General features: G+C 60.5%; 15 protein-coding genes, 1 tRNA gene and 1 pseudogene. 9 read left to right on the forward strand and 8 right to left on the reverse strand.

Features of this window, described 5'->3' with window-relative positions:
* Positions 1–206 precede the first annotated feature (206 nt).
* The 3 genes from CBM2586_RS16050 to CBM2586_RS16060 are packed head-to-tail and all read left to right on the forward strand — an operon-like array spanning position 207 to position 3,580.
* Positions 207–881: a vWA domain-containing protein gene (locus CBM2586_RS16050; RefSeq protein ID WP_115688437.1), complete on the forward strand. Its 675-nt coding sequence runs from the start codon at positions 207–209 to the stop codon at positions 879–881.
* On the forward strand, positions 791–1,639 hold the full coding sequence (locus CBM2586_RS16055) for a PP2C family serine/threonine-protein phosphatase (RefSeq protein WP_115688439.1): 849 nt from the start codon (positions 791–793) through the stop codon (positions 1,637–1,639). Before CBM2586_RS16050 ends, CBM2586_RS16055 begins: the two co-directional genes overlap by 91 nt.
* Positions 1,640–3,580, forward strand: coding sequence for a hypothetical protein (locus tag CBM2586_RS16060; protein WP_145987415.1), 1,941 nt, complete (start codon positions 1,640–1,642; stop codon positions 3,578–3,580).
* 17 nt (positions 3,581–3,597) lie between these two features.
* Here the strand turns inward: CBM2586_RS16060 and CBM2586_RS16065 are convergent, their stop codons facing one another.
* Positions 3,598–4,587 (reverse strand): hypothetical protein, encoded by a 990-nt coding sequence (locus CBM2586_RS16065; RefSeq protein WP_145987416.1) that lies wholly within the window; start codon positions 4,585–4,587, stop codon positions 3,598–3,600.
* The gene (locus CBM2586_RS16070) at positions 4,584–6,050 is read right to left on the reverse strand and encodes a J domain-containing protein (protein ID WP_115688445.1); all 1,467 of its coding nucleotides are present in this window, start codon (positions 6,048–6,050) and stop codon (positions 4,584–4,586) included. Before CBM2586_RS16070 ends, CBM2586_RS16065 begins: the two co-directional genes overlap by 4 nt.
* 272 nt (positions 6,051–6,322) lie before the next feature.
* On the opposite strand from CBM2586_RS16070, the gene CBM2586_RS16075 reads away from it, so the two are divergent.
* Positions 6,323–7,123 carry an NYN domain-containing protein gene (locus CBM2586_RS16075; RefSeq protein ID WP_115688447.1) on the forward strand — a complete coding sequence of 267 codons (801 nt, stop codon included), beginning with the start codon at positions 6,323–6,325 and terminating at the stop codon, positions 7,121–7,123.
* 650 nt (positions 7,124–7,773) lie between these two features.
* Here CBM2586_RS16075 and CBM2586_RS16080 read toward each other — a convergent pair.
* The 3 genes from CBM2586_RS16080 to CBM2586_RS16090 form a co-directional block, all read right to left on the reverse strand.
* A complete protein-coding gene (locus CBM2586_RS16080) occupies positions 7,774–8,130 on the reverse strand; it encodes a hypothetical protein (RefSeq protein ID WP_145987417.1) in 357 nt (118 codons plus the stop codon).
* 737 nt (positions 8,131–8,867) lie between these two features.
* On the reverse strand, positions 8,868–9,206 hold the full coding sequence (locus tag CBM2586_RS16085) for a hypothetical protein (protein WP_145987418.1): 339 nt from the start codon (positions 9,204–9,206) through the stop codon (positions 8,868–8,870).
* A gap of 142 nt (positions 9,207–9,348) precedes the next feature.
* Positions 9,349–9,726, reverse strand: coding sequence for a hypothetical protein (locus tag CBM2586_RS16090; RefSeq protein WP_145987419.1), 378 nt, complete (start codon positions 9,724–9,726; stop codon positions 9,349–9,351).
* A gap of 238 nt (positions 9,727–9,964) precedes the next feature.
* Between CBM2586_RS16090 and CBM2586_RS32665 the strand changes: the two genes are divergently transcribed.
* The 3 genes and pseudogenes from CBM2586_RS32665 to CBM2586_RS32670 form a co-directional block, all read left to right on the forward strand.
* Positions 9,965–10,426, forward strand: a complete 462-nt coding sequence (locus CBM2586_RS32665; RefSeq protein WP_115688455.1) for a helix-turn-helix domain-containing protein — start codon at positions 9,965–9,967, stop codon at positions 10,424–10,426.
* A 720-nt stretch (positions 10,427–11,146) separates the two neighbouring features.
* Positions 11,147–11,317, forward strand: a complete 171-nt coding sequence (locus CBM2586_RS16100; RefSeq protein ID WP_172587082.1) for a hypothetical protein — start codon at positions 11,147–11,149, stop codon at positions 11,315–11,317.
* Between the two features lie 45 nt (positions 11,318–11,362).
* A pseudogene (locus tag CBM2586_RS32670) lies at positions 11,363–12,433 on the forward strand (recombinase family protein); the annotation flags it as partial.
* A 513-nt stretch (positions 12,434–12,946) separates the two neighbouring features.
* Here CBM2586_RS32670 and CBM2586_RS16120 read toward each other — a convergent pair.
* A tRNA-Arg gene (locus tag CBM2586_RS16120) sits at positions 12,947–13,022 on the reverse strand.
* Positions 13,023–13,486: 464 nt separating this feature from the next.
* Between CBM2586_RS16120 and CBM2586_RS16125 the strand changes: the two genes are divergently transcribed.
* Entirely contained in the window at positions 13,487–14,386 is a 900-nt protein-coding gene (locus CBM2586_RS16125) for a c-type cytochrome (protein WP_115663581.1), read from the forward strand.
* A gap of 78 nt (positions 14,387–14,464) precedes the next feature.
* Here the strand turns inward: CBM2586_RS16125 and hemN are convergent, their stop codons facing one another.
* Entirely contained in the window at positions 14,465–15,937 is a 1,473-nt protein-coding gene (gene hemN, locus CBM2586_RS16130) for an oxygen-independent coproporphyrinogen III oxidase (protein ID WP_115663580.1), read from the reverse strand.
* A 195-nt stretch (positions 15,938–16,132) separates the two neighbouring features.
* On the opposite strand from hemN, the gene CBM2586_RS16135 reads away from it, so the two are divergent.
* On the forward strand, positions 16,133–17,260 hold the full coding sequence (locus CBM2586_RS16135) for an ABC transporter substrate-binding protein (RefSeq protein ID WP_115688785.1): 1,128 nt from the start codon (positions 16,133–16,135) through the stop codon (positions 17,258–17,260).
* 12 nt (positions 17,261–17,272) lie between these two features.
* On the opposite strand, the gene CBM2586_RS16140 is transcribed toward CBM2586_RS16135, so the two are convergent.
* Positions 17,273–19,369: a UvrD-helicase domain-containing protein gene (locus tag CBM2586_RS16140; protein ID WP_115688457.1), complete on the reverse strand. Its 2,097-nt coding sequence runs from the start codon at positions 19,367–19,369 to the stop codon at positions 17,273–17,275.
* Positions 19,370–19,596 lie beyond the last annotated feature (227 nt).

Consider the following 19,596-nt stretch of genomic DNA (forward strand, 5'->3'; position numbering starts at 1 on the left):
ATCTCCGTAAAATCAAATACCTATGAGTGTCACCACAACTAGCTGAAACTGCGCTGGAGCGTTCATGCCGGCCCGGAAATTTGGGTGCAAAATCAGACCCGACGCGCCCAAAGGCTTACCTCTTCTGGAGGGCGTACCGGCCAACGACTTTTCCGCGCCGGTCGCTGTGGCTATGATTGAGGACGTTCGATAATCGGGGGTACGTGATGTCAGAGAATGAGTTTGCCGTTCAGGTGCCGTTCGGCACCGATAGCTTTGCGGACAATCCTGAGCCGCGCTGTCCATGTCTCCTTCTACTGGATACCTCTGCCTCGATGGCCGGTACGGCGATTAGGGAGCTGAACGCGGGTGTCGTCGCATTCAAGGACGAGTTGGCCGCTGACACGCTGGCCATGAAACGTGTCGAAGTGGCGGTGGTCACCTTTGGCCCGGTGCAGGTCAGGAACACCTTCCAGACTGCGCCCAATTTCATTCCGCCCCAACTGGAGGCAACGGGCGACACGCCGATGGGCAATGCGATTAAGCAAGGCCTCGAGTTGCTGCGCCAGCGCAAGGAGGAATATCGAGCGAACGGCATCTCTTTCTATCGTCCGTGGGTGTTTCTCATCACCGACGGTGCCCCCACCGACGAGTGGCAATCTGCCGCCGCCTTCATTCGAGAAGGCGAGGCTTCGAAGTCGTTTGCCTTTTTCGCGGTTGCCGTTGATGGCGCAAATATGGAGGTGTTGCGCCAGATTTCCGTCCGGGAGCCGGTTAAGCTCCACGGGCTGAAGTTCCGGGAGCTGTTCCAATGGCTCTCGAACTCGATGAAGTCGGTGTCACAGTCGACACCTGGTACGGCAGTAGCGCTTCCCGCTCCTTCCGGGTGGGCTGTGGTGTGACTTGGAGAGTCATCAGCGCAAGTACCATCGGCACCGCGCACGTATCCAACGGCGGACACTGCCAGGACACCTGCTTCGTTGACGTGCTGTTTGGTCAAGACCGAGCGCCCTACCTTGTCTGCCTAGTCTCGGACGGCGCTGGCAGCGCACAGTTTGCTGCCCAAGGGTCAGACTTGGCATGCTCGACAGCGGTGGCCAGCATCGAGGCGACGCTACAACGCGGGGATGGTGTTCGCGTGGCAGACATCGCCGAGTGGGTGATTGCTATCCAGGAAGCGGTGAGGCGCGCAGCGGCCGCTGTTGAGGCGACGCCTCGCGACTACGCATGTACGCTCGTTGGTGCCGTGGTGGGCACCTGTAATGCGGTGTTCTTTCAAATTGGCGATGGTGCGATTGTGGTCTCGAATCGAGTCGCGCAGGGGGTTGTGTTCTGGCCAGAGGCGGGACCGTACGCGAACATGACGCACTTCGTCACGGACGAAGATGCTCTGGACCACCTGTGCATTGAGATGGCTTCAGTGGAAGTCGAGGAGATTGCACTCTTTAGCGATGGACTTCAGAGGCTGGCCTTGGCCTTTGACACCAGACTACCGCACCACCCCTTCTTCGACCCGATGTTTGGTGTCCTGCGCAGCAAGAAGCTGGAAGAGTGCGAGGCAGTCAGCGCGCAACTTTCCAAGTTCCTCAGCAGCCCGCAAGTCAACGAGCGGACCGACGACGATAAGACCCTGATTCTGGCCACCCGCAGGACGGCATAAATGGAGCTTTATGACGGGCAAGGCCGGCGCATTACGTTAGGCAGGGTACTCGGGCGTGGCGGAGAAGGCTCCGTTCACGAGGTGCCGTCAATCAGCCCGCACTTGGTAGCCAAGGTCTATCACGAAGCCATCTCGCCCGAGAAGCAGGCGAAACTGCGTGCTATGGTTAGGCGCGTGGACGACCGGCTAAAGGAAATTGCGGCTTGGCCACTGCAAACTCTTCACCCTGCTGCAAACGGGCCTGTTCGCGGATTCCTGATGCCCAAGGCGGCTCAGGCCGAGCCGCTTCATCACCTCTACGGGCCGGGGCATCGAAAGCAACAGTTTCCCGGCACCGATTGGGCCTTCCTGGTGAACACCGCGCGTAACGTGGCATCCGCATTTACCACGGTCCACGCCGGCGGTTGCGTGATTGGTGATGTCAACCCAAATCTGGTGTTCGTTGGCCGCAATACACTGGCTCGCCTTATTGACTGCGACTCGTTCCAAATTCCAAATGGAAGCGCGCCGTACCTATGCGAAGTCGGGGTTCCGCTCTTCACGCCGCCGGAACTGCAGGGGCTGTCCAGTTTCAGGAACGTACTGCGCACGCCCAATCACGACAACTTTGGACTGGCATTGCTCGTGTTCCATCTCCTTCTGATGGGACGGCATCCGTTTTCAGGGCGCTTCTCTGGTAGCGGTGATATGCCGCCAGAAAAAGCCATTAGGGAATTCCGCTATGCATTCTCTGCGCCGGCGGGTCGCAGGAGCATGCTACCGCCCCCTAATACAGTGGGGCCTGAGATTCTGCCACCGTCGATGGCAGCAATGTTCGAGCAGGCATTCACGGAAAGCGGCGCCCAGCCAGGGGGCCGACCGACTGCCCAGAATTGGGTCGCTGCCCTGGACGGACTCAAGAGCCAGCTCCGAACCTGTGGCACCGACGCTGTTCACAAGTTTTACGGTGGGCTAGGTAGCTGCCCTTGGTGCGAGCTGGAGCACCGTGCTGGTATTGTCTTCTTCGTAGGTCTCATCACCGCAACGGCGCCAGGAGCGGTCCCGTCAACGTTTGACCTGGCTCGAGTATGGGCAGCCATTTTGGCCGTGCCCTCCCCCGGGACGGCACCGGCCCCTGCCTTCACCAAGCCCAACAACTTGAAGCCCAAGCCTCTACCGCCTGACGTGCGGAACGCGAGGATGTGGAGGGTAGCGCGCCGTTGGGCTGCGGGAGCTGTGATTCTTGCGAGCGTTGTTGTCGCCCCGAAATATCTGGTCTTCGCCTTAATTCTGGCAGCCATGCTTTTCTTTAGCGGGCAATCAAATTCGCCAGAGCAAGGGCTGCGTAAGGCTGCGCTCGATAATGCGAAGAGGGTTTCCTCGGCCGCCTGGTCACAGTGGAGCAACGTTGCCACGGACAAGCAATTTCAAGACAAGCTCGATGAGCTGAAGCAGATGCGCCGTGAGTACGAAGACTTGGCCAACAGATTTGCCAACGACAAGCTGAAACTGCAGGCAAATGCCCGCGAGCTGCAGCTGCGTAAGTATCTGGAAAGATTCTTCATCTCCGACCATGATATTCCGGGCATCGGCCCAACACGCAAGGCAACGCTGGCGTCATTCGGAATTGAGTCGGCTGCGGACGTTTCTTGGAACCAAATCCACGCCATTAAGGGGTTCGGCGAGCGCCTTACGCGCGAGATTGTGGGCTGGCGCAAAAAACTGGAAGCGCGATTCGTGTTTGACCCGAACAAAGGCATTGACCCGGCCGACATCGCGGCTTTGCAGCAGCGATACACGCAGCTCAAGCGGCAGCTGGAAGCCCAGCTCGCGTCTGGTTCTGAGCAACTCAAGCAGGTGCGGCTCAAGACCGAGCAGCAAAGGACCATTCTTCGCGAGATGGTGCTCAACGCTAATCTGCTGGTCGCCCAAGCGGAGGAAGACTACAAGGCCTTCCTCTAACCAGGTCTCGACCAGACTTATTCGGTGACGGTAATACTCTGGCCGGTATCCTTGTTTGTCAGGCGTCCGCCACAACGCTCAATGCGCTGCCCCCGCTGCCACTGAGCCAGTCCTTCCTTGTCCGCGACGCCGCCAGGTGTCAGCTTCGTGTAGTCCGAGAGGTATAGGTAAAGGCCCTTCGAGGCGACTGCTCCTAGCCAAAACATTTCACAGCGCGCGGTGGCTGACGTGCCTACCAAGGGCGCTTTTTTGGGGGTCTTAATAAAATCGGGCGATGCGGGGGGGGTTGTAGCTAGCTTCGCTTCGGTCGCTGCGTTTGGTGTACTCGCCGCTGTAGCGGCCTCCCGAGCATCCTCGGCGAGCCAATCTTGCCGGCAACTCAACTGCCTGTAAGAGCTTGCACATATGCTGCGGTTCTCCCGGTGTTCGGCATCTCGTACTGCCTTGGCTTGCTCCGGCGAAAGGTCCTGGTGCCGGCACATGGCCAAGTATTTTCCGGTGAGGCAAGTACGCAAATTTTCCTGCAACTCCGCTTGATTGACCGCGACCCGCTGCTCGGCAGTTAGCTTGTTGCGGTCACACAACGCGGCGTAACGGCCTTTAATGCATGTCGCATAGTTTGCGCGGCGCTCGGCCTCATCGACTGCTATGCGTTGGTCAGGAGTCAACTTATTGTGGTCGCACAGCGCTGCATAGTTGCCCTTAATACACGTTACGTAGTTTGCCCGACGCTCGGCCTCATCAACTGCGATGCGCTGGTCTGGGGTCAGCCATGCGTGCTGACAAAGCGAGGGATAGCGGCCATCGAGGCATTTTGCATGGTTTTGCGCAAGCTCGGCTTGTCGAACCGCCGCAGCTTGGTCCGGCGCCAGTCGGTCATGTTGACAGAGCGCCGGATATTTTCCGGACAAGCAGGTTGCCAAGTTTCGGTCATATTGAGCGAGCGACGTGCACGGCCACACTCCAAGAGCAGCCAGCAGACCGACTAGGACGGTGATTGCTCTCATGACCGGGTTCCTGGCGTGCCATCCGCTGGCGCCGAAACACCGCTGGCTGGTGAAGGCGCACCTTGGTCCGGGTCAGTCACATAGCTCTTGCCGTTAAATCGTGCCAGGAAGGTTCCGGAAACAGGCGCAGCGACGCCACTGTCGTTCATCCGGGTGCCGGTTACTTTGAGTTCGAGGGGATAATACAGGCTCTTGTTATCACGCGCGAAGCGCACTGAGACGTTGAATTCTTCGCAAGCGCTTTTCTGGCTTCCGCATTGGGATGTTCCGGTGTTGCTGCCGCCTGTAGTCACCTCTGCGAGCTTCCGGATGCCTTTTTGCTCAATGCTAAATATGTCAATGGAGCTGGCCGTAACTCCCTGTCCGCCCCATTCATGCCGAAACACCAACCCAGGATGCTTCTTGCCGATTTCGACTAGTGCGACCGATGACAGGTCGTACTTTCCCCACGCCCCCATCATCCCCAAATCCTGCAATGGTGTTGCGGCAATCTCCTCGCCCGCCTTGGACCGAGTTGTGATGATGGCCGAGACGACGGTCGCACATGCGTGACAGTCGTAGCTCTGCGTTTGTACCGGTATAGACTGCAGAAGGTAGAGAACTCGAGCCCCGAATGGTAGCGGTACACGCAAGGCCACTTCGGTGTTGAAGATTCCTTGCTCGGCTTCAGGCAAAGACTCCCCGGCGGGGAGACGGAACGAATCCTTGGTGCGCACGGCAGTCCCGCGCGTTGCATCCAGTGTTCGCAGTTCCACCACGGATGATAGGAACGAATAGGGCCCAGGTGCCGCTCGTTCCTCTGGCCCACTTGCCGATACACTTGCCGGTGTGCTTGCGGGGCTAGTTGCAGCCACACCGGCCTCTGTGGCGTTTGGCCCGTCACCCTTACTGGACTCCTTGGGCATCAAGTACAATACTCCAGCAAGAACCACCACGATTCCCAATAGGGATAGAACCCCGTTCGAGTCCCGGCGAAGTGTCCCCACTGTTTTTCCGGCAGCATAGCCGGCGGCCGCCATAGGAGTGGCCTGAGATTGACCAGGAAGGGAACCGCTTGTCCCGAACATAGCGCTGACTGCTTCCGCTATGTCCACTGGGCATTGATGCGATACAAGCAAGTCCCGAATCAACTCGCCTGTGTAACCCTGGCCGCGCAGCTCAACAGCCCATTCCACCATACTGTTGACAAACGTCGCTTCGGGGTCGACGGCTCTCGACCGTGCATTGGCGAACCGGTAAGAGCCCCCTGGGTGACGCTGAACATCGTATGCCCCGCGCGCTGTTTCGTCCGAAAGCACAGAATAGGCCTCGGCCAGCCGCGCAAAGCGATGGGCGGCATCGGATGGACTATTTTCGCCGTGCGCAGGATGAACCTTTGCGGCCGCATACCGATAGGCTGCTTTGATTTCTGTTACTGAGGCGTCCTCGCGTACACCTAGCACGCCATAGTAGTTCTCTGTCATGCCCTCCCCCGTGCGAACGTCGCGATGTGGGCTTCAATAATCCCTATTCTGCTGGAGTTTACAAGGTCTGGCTAAAGGGCTGCGGGCAAAGGCCCGCATTAGCGAGGTCGCGTGTCGGTATGGCTACAGCCTGCGATAAGGGACTAGCTATTCCCCTTCTCCCATGGTCTACGAAGTAACAGCACGGGTAAGATACCTTCCGCACCGAAAGTGTGATTGCACCCTATAGATGCATTATGCTTGAGGCTTCGTCGAACTCTTCGAGCCACGTGATGGTATCTCCCAGAATCGTCGCCAAAATCGAATCCGAAGCACCGACCTTGCGGCTCGCTGTCCTCATAGATGCCGACAATGCCCAAGCGGCCGTTATTGAGGGAATTCTTGCCGAAATCGCGCGATTTGGCGAGGCTTCCGTGAAGCGAATTTATGGTGACTTCACCTCTCCGAGTAGCTCCTCCTGGAAGAAGGTGCTCCACAAATACGCCATCAAACCGGTGCAGCAGTTCGCCTATACCACCGGGAAGAATGCGACAGATAGCACCCTCATCATCGATGCTATGGACTTGCTGTATACCCGACGGTTCGATGGTTTTTGCCTGGTGACCAGCGACAGCGATTTTACAGGTCTGGCAACACGCATTCGGGAAGAAGGGCTCATGGTTTTTGGCTTCGGCGAGCAAAAAACTCCTGATGCCTTTCGTAACGCGTGTCACAAATTCGTTCTCACGGAGGTGCTACGTTCCAGCCAAGCAGAATCGGAAAGAGTCACGGCCTCGAAACCAGACGCTTCCTCAACTTCTGTGCCCCAGACGGACTCTTCTGCCCCTCAGACTTCCACCTTCCCAAGAGAATTCTTACTCTCCGCCCTCGAACAATCGGCCGATGAAAGTGGCTGGGCGCATCTAGGCACGTTTGGCAGCTACCTGACAAAACTACAGCCCGACTTCGACTCCCGGGTCTACGGCTTCAAAAAGCTCTCGGACTTGGTAAAGGCAAAGGCAGACATTTTCCTCATGGAGGAACGCGCTGTTCCTGGGCAGAGCCAAAAGCAACTCTATCTCAAACCCAGGTAGTTACAGCTCGGCACCGACGTCCATTCAGTTCGCGTTCAGCGCCCGGCCGGCTGTTCACAAGGGACTATGTACTGGAAGATGGTGTTGGAAAAGACTCGCACGTTGGTTGCAATGCGCCGCTATCTCTCCAGATACTCGCCTGTGATGTCTTTCGCGTCCGAGACTTTGTTCTCCCATGTCGCCACGAGCCAATAAAGCTGCCAGAGCCCTTTCTCACGAGCTGGAGGACCAGCCAAGACAAAGCGCAGGCCATCTTTGGTCACGCCCGTCCGCGTACCCGAACTAAAAGACGTAATGGGTGGGCTGACTCGGTGAGGACCGGTACGCGTGCATCTGCCAACGAAATGCCGGGAGCCGGCGTAAGTCTGCAAGACCCGCCAGTCTCTTAGGACTGCATCCCCGGCCGTATCCCTCGGCTCAGAAAGCCATTCATGCATAGTTGCCCTCTCATCCCTTAATCCGACTCTGCAGGAGGGATGCCTCCCTTTTTTGTTTGCTCGCAGTACTCGCCACTGATGTCCGTGGTCTCTGAAACGCGGAAGCTTTGACACCGAAAGCTCCAAAGCAACTCATCTGGTCGAAACCTGGCGCTACCTTGTCGGCGGAAAGCTTCCTGCTGCAAAAAGATGAGCCGGTCGCCACCGTATCGGTCACTCCTTGGGCAAGATTCGGACCCGCGCTTCGCCCGCCCGTACGCGCGCAACTATCCAATCCACCTCTGACCTGCCCAAGTTCCATACGGCCTGCTTGTCACGAATCCCCTTCTCCATTCGATTGAGCAAAGCCTCTTGGCTCCAATCCGGATGCTCGTCCGCCTTGCGGCGGCAGTAGTTCGAGAGTTGGTCAACCAGGTCGGCGCACATGAGGTAGCGCTCAACCCGTTCCTCATGAGTAAGTCCAACGACGTATGTACCATCGACTACCCGGGTAGCAAACTTCGGCTGCGCACCGCCCACCGCAGCAGGAAATGGGTCGTTTGGAAAGTCGAGCGGAATTTCGACAGTCATTAGCTTCTCTCCATACATCGCATCAACGGTTCGTTTCCTTGTTCAGTGATGAATAACCGCCATGGTTCATCTTTAATATCTCAACGGACTCCGCTAAGAAAATCCTGCCAATCCCAAGAGAAAGCACAATCATATGGAGTCAGGTCCTCCCGGATAATGGGACGTGTAGAATGAGCCGTATTCAGACGGAACAGGAATTGCGCTGGTTCTGGTATCTCGGACATCCTCACGTATGTAAGTCCGTCCGACCGGTGTACGGGAACATCGAGTGTTACCGGCTTGGGTGAAAGCTGCTCAGAGCCAGTCATCGCAACGGCGATGCCTCGCGCGACTAGGTCCCAAATGCTAGTGGCGTACCGTGGATATTCGTGCAGCTCGCCTTGTCTCTCTTGAGACAAGCCTTCTTCGCGCAGTTTGATTGCATACGTAGCGAGCGCGGCGCCGTGCTTCCGTACAAGCTCAGCGGATGCAATAACTTGACCGGAACAAGCGTTGCCGCCAGGCAAGAGTTCTATTGTTACTCTCAACATTTCTACACCTGCCTCACAGGTTGGTTGAGCCGCAATGAATGCGTCCAGAATGTCAAGCTCCACATTCGAGGGAATCTCATACGGCTCCGACTCGAGATGAGATGTCGGACAATATGTGAATTCGCGGTGGCCGCTCGTTCCATATCAGCGACCAGGGCAAATGGTTCTTCGGCACATCGACAGTGCGATGCATCATCGGCCTCAACGTCAATCGATGATGAGTCGCGCGTCAGCTTCAAGTCGCGCAGCCCAGATTTCAGCTGCGACGCTGACCGATTGCGAAATGCCGTTGTGCAGGCACCAGCCGGCCCACAGTCGATTAGTCTCTTCCGAGTGGCCCGGCGCATCTGCCAGTCGATACACCCGTCCGCTGGCTGTTCCGGCTGACATCAAATGCAAATCGAACCAAATGGTGGCACTGCTGACCCGTACGCGCCCGTCCACAGTATGGCCAGCCAGATGCCACGCGCCGCCCACCAGTTGACGAATGTCCCATCGTCTCAGCTCAGTGACTGGCTCCCTCTGGATAGTTGGTGCGAGGCGCATTGATGTGGCTATGCTCCTCTCAGTTGCGACAGCGTGAACTCGCGGAAGGGCAAGCTCGCTGAAGGCAACTTCGACTCTTGTTCTGGACTTGCATTGCGTCCCCAATGCTCCAGTAAGCGTCGGGTTGGACGCCTACATTGCATCATTTGGCGCCACCAAATATCGCTCGATGGCGGCGGGCCAACTCGACCTTGACTCGACGCAGTTCTGCCTGGACATCACCCCACAGTGTGCGCGATATTTCGCCATCGAAAGCGCCAGCGGCTTTGCGCGCGAATTCGATGAGAATGTCGACTTCGATTGGCGCAAACTCTGCTGTTTCCGTGAGGCGGGCATCCTCATCGATGAAGAATCGCTCACGCATGTGCGGGGGCAAGAGCATCGCTCTACATGATATTTCGGACACATGCCAGCGAAGAAAATCGGCTCGCCAGTCGACCTCGCCAGGGAGTTCGCCTGCTGGCAGTCTCACCTCTTCGTCGTCGAAGTAGCAAAGCGCACTCATGTTGAACTTGGACAAGACGAGTCGGAGTGTTGCTGGGGTATAGCGAGTCAACGAGAACCTCTGTAGAGACACAACAACTCTCGCAATTTCAGCCGAGTTTGCGAGATGTCTAAACTTGATAGTGCTCAATTGTAGGCATATACGTTGTATATGTAAACGTCAACAACGTCTATGGCTACAACTCTCATGCTATAGACGTCAACGTTGTAATCATGGATATATCGTCACTTTTAGAATCTGACGGTTCCATGATATGGCGTCGCTGCGGCAGACCTTCGCTCACAACCTACGGCGACTCCGCGAGGAGCGAGGTTGGTCACAGGACGACCTAGCTGAGCGCCTCGAGACAGACCGGACCTCTATTAGCCGCATTGAGCGGCTTGCCCCAAACGTTGCCCTTGACAAAGTGGCGCTGTTGGCGCTGGCATTTGGTGTCGATTCGCGGCACCTACTGTCCGAGGCACCACTTGATGTGAGGACTGCCGGTACCAGCTCCCGGAGAGAGTTGCCCACGCCGCAATTTGTTGGTGCGTCGGTTCGCCGCCACAGAGAGGCGGCGGGAATCTCCCAACGAGAACTGGGCGACAGGGTCGGTCTGGACCGTAATCACATCTCAAGAATAGAGGTGGGTTCGACAAATATCGCCTTGGATACCTTGGAGAAAGTTGCAACCGCTCTAGGGGTGTCAGCCGTAGATTTGCTTGGGCAGAAGTAGGCCTGAGCATTCTCTAGTCACTTGGAGCCTCATGGGTCAACGTTTACGGTGACTGGAAAGACGATGCCAGTAACAGCTATGAGCGTACTGAGAGCCGGACCTGCCCGTCAGTGATTCAGCCACATTGAAAGGTTGGGCGTACAAGCTATAATTTTCTTTCGAGAATCGAAGTTTTTTCTGGGTCCCGGCACCCGTCGTCTCGCGCGCCACTTGGCGTATGGTGAAACACCGGATATTGGTCGATTCTCCCCGTTCTATCGGATGTACCCGCCGGCAATGCGAGCGCCCAGCGGCATGATGAGCTATTGGAGGCTTGTTATGTCCGCTATTTGCCTCGCGCTCCTCGCGCACTCAACCGCTTCATCCTCCTTCCCTCTAGGGGCACGTTACTCCGGCCATCGAAAGTGCGTGCGCACGTGCGTTTGCTGCAAAGGCACATCGTAGGGTCCTTCAAACCGGTACCGAAGTCATGTGCCCGCGGCAAACAATTGATTTGTCGTTCAGAGGGGCAAGAATTTCCGTACGCCTGGCGAGTGCCTATGGCGACACACGACTTCTTCCTGGAGAACGTGAGGTGTTCATCGCGCTATTAACCAGCTACGCAGGCTCTCTCAAGAATGAGCAATGTGATGACGGACAGAAATCGGCAACGGCCAATCTAACACCGAAAAAGACCCTCCTTCGCTGCCGCGTGGCGAAAACCCGCATTTGGAGACAACCATGAAAATCGCACTATACGCCCGCTTCGGGACTCAACATCAAGGGGCGCAAGGGATGTCGATGAAGACCAAATTGCAGCCTGCGGAAAACGGGCCAAGAAAAAGTCAGGCTTCGCTCGCAAATGCACAATGTGACGACGGGAGAAAATCGGCAGCGACCAGTATGCAATGAAAAAGCCCCTCGCTGCGCGGCGAAAACTCATATTTGGAGAAAGCCATGAGAATCGCATTGTATGTCCGCGTCTCGACAGACCGTCAAGCGGAACAAGGGATGTCGATGGAGGACCAGATTGCAGCCTGCAAGAGGTGGGCTAAGGAAAAAGGACACACAGTCGTCGAAATTTTCCAGGAGCGGGGGGCGTCAGCATTTGCACTCGAAAAAAGGCGACCTGAATTTGACCGCATGATTGCTGCCGCACTATCCGACGCGAAGCCGTTTGACCTGATTGCTGTCCACATGCAGAGTAGATTCTACCGCCGAAATGCGGACCGAGAACTACTAGAGAGGCAACTGGAAAGCAAGGGTGTCCATCTGGTTACACTCGGCCAGCCTCGTCCGGAAGACGAAACGTCATCCTTTATCCTGCGAAATGTCACTGGAATTGTCGATGAAGCTCAGAGCATTGCAAGCGGAAAACGTGTGGCGGAGTGCATGGCAGCAAGTGCCAAAGCCGGGTATTTTAACGGAGCAAGGCCTCCATATGGGTACAAAACACAAGCGACAGACATCCCCGCTCGCAGCGGAGTAAAGAAGATTCTCGTAATCAACGAAGAAGAAGCGGTTATTGTCCGCCGAATCTTCGCGCTAGCGCGATTTGGGAAGAGCGCCATGGTGATGGGGATGAAGCGAATCGCAGAGGAATTGAATGCAAACGGAATTCTTCGTCGAGGCACCCAATGGAACATCAGATATGTTGAAGCAGTACTCAAGAATTCCGTTTATTACGGAAAGCTAATCACTTTTCGAAGAAACTCGAGAACAGGGGCGATTAATCCGCCTTCGAAATGGATTACCACAAAAGTTCCGCCGATACTGCCCAAGGCCGTTTTCGATGAGGTCCAAGGCAATCTAGCGAAACGAAGACCACCTAACACTGAAAATCGAGCGTCCCAGGTACCTACGTTGCTAACGGGTCTACTTATCTGCAATCACTGCAAAAAAGGGTTGATGCTAATGACAGGCAAATCGGGCAAGTACAAATACTACCGCTGCCTCTCCAAGCAAAAAATCAGCCCTGACGCATGTACCTGCCCAAACTTTCCGAAAGCCGAGTTGGAGAAAGTTGTACTCACTGCCGTGGTCGACCGAGTTCTAACTCCGCAACGCGTGAGTCACCTCATGGGCGAACTGGGAGAGCTTTGGAAAGACGCGAAGAAGCCTGATGCCGGACATCTGCGAACATTACGGACACGAGTATCTGCCCTGGATAGCTCCTTGGCTCGCATCTACGAGGAGCTCGATAAAGAGCATCTTGACCTCGATTCATCGCTGCAAAACTTCATCCGTGCGAAGCAACAGGCGCGAGCAACGGTCATTGAAGAGTTGCGAGTGCTCGACGCACGCTTGCATCTTCCCTTCCGAAAGTTCGGATGTGACCAGATTGAAAGCTTCGTTGGGGCAGCAAAGACCACACTTAGTGACCCGGCCAACCCTATTGCAAGGCAATTCTTGCGCGCAGTGGTCACGGAAATTCGTGTGGATGCGAAGAAATGCCGGATTCGGGGCAATCGAGCACAACTAGCGTCGGCCATTTCGCGTTGGAAAGGCAACGAAGAAGAAGTGCCCAGCGACGTATCAGATTGGCGCGCCCGGCTGGGATCGAACCAGCAACCCCTGCCTTCGGAGGGCAGTACTCTATCCATTGAGCTACGGGCGCACAGGACGGTTTTGCAACCGGTTTTGCGGGTACAGCGGTTGCGGCGGGCGAATGCCGCCGCAGGAAAGTCGCATAGGATACCGCTTTTGCCCGGCGCCGTCCATGCGGGGCCGCCACGGGCGCCGGGGAACGTCTCGCAACCGCCGCTTTTTGGCACTGGCAGGGGGTCTTTGGCGCTATAATCGCCAGCTATTTGCGTCAAATCGTGCCCTGCGCGCCGTCGGCGCAACGAGTCGACCGGGGTCAAATCCGGGCGGCTGGTTGTCGGCGACAATCGGGCCCCGGTCCGGGAGACAGTCCGAGGTACGCAAATGGCAACAGACCCAAGTCAGGCAAGGGCCGCAGGGGAGCGCGGGCGGTCCGGATGGGGCCGGACAGTGGTCAGCGAAAGGCCACGCCAGGGCCAGAAAAAGCAAGCCGAACGTAAGCGGCCAGAAGGTTTCCTGCAAAACTGAGAGTTCTGTATGAGCGACGTCCACAACGAACACCACGAGCACGAGTCTCCCATCAAAACCCCGAAGCAGTTGATCGCAGTCGTGATCGCGGCGTTCCTGGTGCCGATCATCGTGATCATCCTGCTGGTCAACTTTGTCGGACACGGCTCGACCGAAAGCGCCGGTGCCAGCACCACCGCCGAAGCGGTCAACGATCGCATCAGGCCGGTCGCCTCGCTCGAAATCAAGGACCCCAACGCGCCGCGCGTGTTCAAGACCGGCGAACAGGTCTACAAGGAAATCTGTGCCGCCTGCCACGCCACCGGCGCGGCGGGTGCGCCCAAGTACGGTAGCGCCGGCGACTGGACCGCGCGCATCGGCCAGGGCCTTGACGGCCTGATGAAGTCGGTGCTCAACGGCAAGGGCGCGATGCCGCCGCGCGCCGGCAGCACGCCTGACGACTACACCGACTACGAACTGGCCCGCGCCGTGGTCTACATGGCCGACGCCGGCGGCGCCAAGTTCCCCGAGCCGGCTGCCCCGGCCGCTGCCGCGCCGGCCACGGCTGCAGCCCCTGAAGCCGCCGCTCCCGCTGCTGCGGCCGCGCCGGCCCCTGCTGCGCCGGCGGCTCCGGCTGCCGCCGCAGCACCCGCACCGGCCGCCACCGCTGCCGCGCCGGCAGCCGCGTCGGCGGAAGTGGGCAAGAAGGTCTACGAACAGGTGTGTGCGGCCTGTCACGCCGCCGGCGTGGCCGGTGCGCCGAAGTTCGGCGACAAGGCCGCCTGGGCGCCGCGCCTGAAGGAAGGCATGGATGCGGTCCACAACTTCGCGCTCAAGGGCAAGGGCGTGATGCCGCCCAAGGGCGGCTATGCCGGCCCGGACGCCGACGTGATCGCCGCCTCGGACTACATGGCCAACGCCGCCAAATAAGCCGGCTCCGCCGCATAAAAAAACCGCGCATTCTGCGCGGTTTTTTTATGCCCGCCCCGTGGGCGGGACGGTTGCGCGCTACACCACGCGCGAGTAGCGGGGCACGAAGCGGATCGGCTGGGCGCCATCGTTGGCGGCGCGGTTACCGCTGTCGACCGGCCGGGCGGCGTCGTCGCGCAGGTAGCGGTCGAACGCCATCGCCACGCGGCGCACCAGCAGCCGGCCCAGCGGCGTCACGGTGATGCGGCCGGGCTCGCAGCGCACCAGCCCGTCCGCGGCCAGGCGGTCGAGGTCGGCCAGTTCTGCAGAGAACGTCCGGTTGAAATCGATGCCATGCCGCGCCTCGATCACCGGCAGCTCGAGCACCCCATTGCACATCAGGTCGCCGATGATCTCGCGGCGCAGGTGATCGTCGGCCGTCATCGCGACGCCGCGCGCCAGCGGCAGGCGGCCGTGGTCGAGCGCACCGTAGTATTCGTCGAGCGTGCGCGCGTTCTGGACGTAGCGCCCGGCGATCGCGCCGATGGCCGAGATGCCGAGTCCGACCTGGTCATAGCCGGCGTGGGTCGAATAGCCCTGGAAGTTGCGCTGCAGCCGGCCCTCGCGCTGGGCCACGGCGAGGTCGTCGTTGGGCAGCGCGAAGTGGTCCATGCCGATATAGACGTAGCCCTCGGCGGTCAGCCGCTCGATAGTCGAGACCAGGATGTCGAGCTTCTCGCCGGCCGGCGGCAATGCGTTTTCGTCGATGCGGCGCTGCGGCTTGAACACATGCGGCAGATGCGCGTAGCTGTAGACCGAAAGCCGGTCGGGGCGCAGCGCCAGCACCTGGTCGATGGTGCGGGCAAAGCGCGCCGCGGTCTGGTGCGGCAGGCCATAGATCAGGTCCAGGCTGACCGAGCGGAAGCCCAGCGCGCGCGCGGCATCGACCACGGCGCGGGTCTCCTCGAATGGCTGGATGCGGTGGATGGCCTGCTGCACCTCGGGGTCGAAATCCTGCACGCCCAGGCTGACGCGGTTGAAGCCCAGCTCGGCCAGCAGCGCCATGCGGTCATGGTCGACGCGGCGCGGGTCGATCTCGATCGAGTGCTCGCCCTCCGCCGCCAGCGCGAAATGCGTGTTCAGCAGCGCCATCACGCGACGCATTTCTTCCGGGTTCAGGAAGGTCGGCGTGCCGCCGCCCCAGTGCGACTGGATCACCTGCCGGCGCTGGCCCAGCCGTCCGGCCACCAGCGCCATCTCGCGGCCCAGGTAGCTGACATAGCGTGCACTGCGGCCGTGGTCGCGGGTGATGATCTTGTTGCAGCCACAGTAGTAGCAGATGTTCTCGCAGAACGGGATATGCAGGTACAGCGACAGCGGCGCCGGCGCGTTGGCGCGGCAGGCGTCCAGCGCGTCGTGGTACAGCGACAGCTCGGGGCCGTTGTGGAAGCGGTCGGCGGTCGGGTACGAGGTATAGCGCGGGCCGTTGCCGTCGATGCGCCCGGCCAGCGCGCGGAAGTCGGAGAGTGCGCCGCGGTCGAGCGCGGGGGAAGTCATGGCAGACGGATTCATGGGGGCGCGGGGGAATAGGTGTGTGACACGTCATCGTAGGACCGGGCCCGCGCCTGCGGCTTGACCGCCGTCAAGGGCGGGCCTGAGTCCGCCGGCCCCGCCCTTGCAGCCATGCGCGCGTACGTCACATTGGCGTCATAGGTGGCGGGTACGCTGCGCGCCACCGCGCCCGCGCGTTCCGTCACCGTCCCAGCCATGCCAAGTTGCCCCCGCCCCAATCCGCCCTGGCCGTACCCACCGCTGCGCGACAACCCCCCGGCACCCACCGGCCGGCGCAGGCTGCTGGCCGCGACCGGCATGGCGCTGGCGCTGCCCGCGCTGTCTTCCCTGGCACAAGCGCCGCGCACGGTGGTGGTGGGGCATCTGCTCGACCGCAGCGGCGCGCAGTCCGACCTGGCGCGCGACTACCTGGCCGGCGCCAAGGTGATGTTCGACGCCGTCAACGCCGCCGGCGGCCCGGTGCGGATCCAGCATCTGGTGCGCGATGCGGACCCGGATCCGCGCCGCGCGCTGGCGCAGGCGGTGTCGCTGGCCGACACCGAACAGGCCGGGCTGCTGTTCGGCCCCGGCGACCGGCTGCTGCCGGTGCTGGCTTCATCGACCGAACTGTCCCGGCGCGGCATGCAGATCGTCGCGCCGCTGTCAGGGCTGGCGCTGGCCGCCGGCAATGTCTGGTTCACCCGGGCCGACTACCAGGCCGAACTGGACGCCGCCGCGCAACAGCTGCGCGGCTACGGGCTGACGCACATCGCGCTGGCCGTGGCACCGGATTTCGCGGTGTCGTCGCTGGCCCGGCTGGAGGCGCAGACCGGCACCCGCGCGGTGCTGCTGGACGGCACCGGTGAAGCCGCGGCGCGGCGCATCGCGGCAACGCGCCCGGGCGCGGTGATCGTCGCCGGCGACACCCTGGCCTATGCCCAACTGGGCCGCGCGCTGGCGGCGCAGGGATGGTACGGCTTCCTGGTCGGCCTGTCCGCAGTCAGCGCCAATGCCGCGCGCGAGATCCTGGGCCGCGGCTACGCCGGCGGGCTGGTGCTGACCCAGGTGGCGCCGGGCCCGCAGCAGGCTACCTTGCGGGTAGTGAAGGAACATGTGGCGCGCATGAAGCAGTACCTGGACGAGCCGCCGTCGCCGGCGACGCTGGCCGGCTATATCGGCGCCGCCTGGCTGGCGCGGGCGCTGCAGGGCGGGCGCGCGGGCGGCCCGGACGAACTGCGGCGCGCGCTGCAGAGTCGCGTCGATGTGGGCGACTTCACGCTCGACTTCACGCGCGGGCAGCGCGGCTCGCAGTACGTCACGCTGGCGGTGTCGGGCGCGCGCTAGCGCTGCGACGGCTCAGCCGGCCACCGCCTTGCCGCCATTGCCGAGCAGCGCCTTGAGCGCGCCGAGGCGGTCCTTGGGGCTCATCGCCGGGGTCGCATCAACCGGTGCGGGCGCCTGTTCCAGCTTCATCTCGCCGATAAAGCGCGACGGCTGGCACGAATAGGTCTCGCGCGCGCGCTTGCGCTTCTTGCACCAGCTGACATGCAGGCTGCGCTGCGCGCGCGTGATGCCCACGTACATCAGGCGCCGCTCTTCCTCGATCTTCTCGTCGCTCATGTCCTCGTCCTCGCGGCAGTGAGGCAGGATGCCCTCCTCCACGCCGACCAGGAACACGTGCGGATATTCCAGGCCTTTGGAGGCATGCAGCGTAGACAGCCGCACGGCGTCGGGATCTTCCTCGCGTCCTTCGAGCATGCTCATCAGCGCCACGGTCTGCGTCAGTTCGAGCAGGTTCTTGCCGTCGCTGCCGAAGCCGTCGGCGTTGTCATAGCCGGTGGCTTCCTCGCCCTCGGCCGCTTCCGGCTTGGTGCCCTTGCGCTTGAGCCATTCGAGGAACTCCAGCGTATTGGTCCAGCGCGACTGCGCCTGGCGCTCGTCGAAACTGTCGTAAAGATAGGCCTCGTAATGGATGCCGGCCATCAGGTCGTCAAGCACTTCGGTAGCCGGGTCCTTGGCCGCGCGCTCGGCCAGCCGCACCATCGATTCGCAGAACACGCGCAGCGGCTCCAGCTGGCGCGGCTGCAACTTGCCCTCGATGCCGCCCATCATCGCCGCTTCGAACAGCGACACCTTGGCCTGCCCGGCGAAGGTGCCCAGCACTTCGAGCGTGGTGTTGCCGACGCCGCGCCGCGGCGTGGTGATCGCGCGGATAAAGGCGGGATCGTCGTCGGGATTGGCGATCAGGCGCAGGTAGGCGCAGATGTCCTTGATCTCGGCCTTGTCGAAGAAGCTCTGGCCACCCGACAGCACGTAGGGAATGCGCTCGCGCCGCAGAATCTGCTCGAACAGCCGCGCCTGGTGGTTGCCGCGGTACAGGATGGCGTAGTCGCGGAACTGCGCGCGGCGCTCGAACTTGTGCGCCGACAGGCGGAACACCACCGACTCGGCCTCGTGCTCCTCATCGTTCATCGGGTGGATGGCGATCGGGTCGCCCATGCCGTGCTCGCTCCACAGCTTCTTGTCGAACAGCTTGGGATTGTTGGCGATGACCGCGTTGGCCGCTTCCAGGATGCGCACGGTGGAGCGGTAGTTCTGCTCCAGCTTGATTACCTTGAGGTCGGGGAAGTCGGTCTGCAGCCCGCGCAGGTTGTCCAGCGTGGCACCGCGCCAGCCGTAGATAGCCTGGTCGTCGTCACCCACCGCGGTGAAGGCCGGCGCGCGCAGATGCGAGCCCCCTGCGAGCAGCTTGAGCAGCTGGTACTGGCAGGCGTTGGTGTCCTGGTATTCGTCGACCAGGAAGTAGCGCAACCGGTTCTGCCATTTCAGCTGTACCGCCTCATTGCGCGCGAACAGTTCTGCCGGCAGGCGGATCAGGTCGTCGAAATCCACCGCCTGGTAGGCGTTCAGCGTGGCGACGTAGTTGCGGTAGACCAGCGCGGCCTGGTGATCGTCGGCATTGGCGGCCTGCGCGATCGCGGCCTCGGGATCGACCATGCCGTTCTTCCACAGCGAGATCGTGCCCTGCACGCCGCGGATCAGCTTCTTGTCGGTGGTGCCGAGCTGCTCCTGGATCAGGCCGAAGCAGTCGTCCGAATCCATGATCGAAAACTGCGGCTTCAGGCCGACGTGCTCCGCCTCCATGCGCAGGATCTGCACGCCCAGCGAGTGGAAGGTGCAGACCGTCAGCTGCTTGAGCGGGATGCGCTTGCCGTCGCGCGTGGTCTTGCCTTCCATCAGCTTGCCGATGCGCTCCTGCATCTCCTTGGCCGCCTTGTTGGTGAAGGTAACGGCGGCGATATGGCGCGGCTCGAAGCCCTTGTCCTCGATCAGGTGCGCGATCTTCTGCGTGATCACGCGGGTCTTGCCGGAGCCCGCCCCGGCCAGCACCAGGCAAGGCCCGTCCAGGTAACGGACGGCTTCGGATTGGGCGGGGTTCAGGCCATGAGTCATGCGGGGCGGGCGTTCGGGGAGGCAGCGGAATCGACGGAAAAAGCGGGGATTGCCGGCATCCCGTCACCCGGGCCTGCGGCAAAGCTGCCGATGTTAACACGCTCGCCGCGGCGGGTCAGTCAGCGCAAGCCGCGAGCGCGGGCGCGGCTGTGTCACCGGCGTAACACTTCGTAAAGACTGGAGCCAATGGCATATCGCGACACTCTAACCAGTGTGTCCCCCGGTCC

Source organism: Cupriavidus taiwanensis, from assembly GCF_900250115.1.
Taxonomy (GTDB): Bacteria; Pseudomonadota; Gammaproteobacteria; order Burkholderiales; family Burkholderiaceae; genus Cupriavidus; species Cupriavidus taiwanensis_B.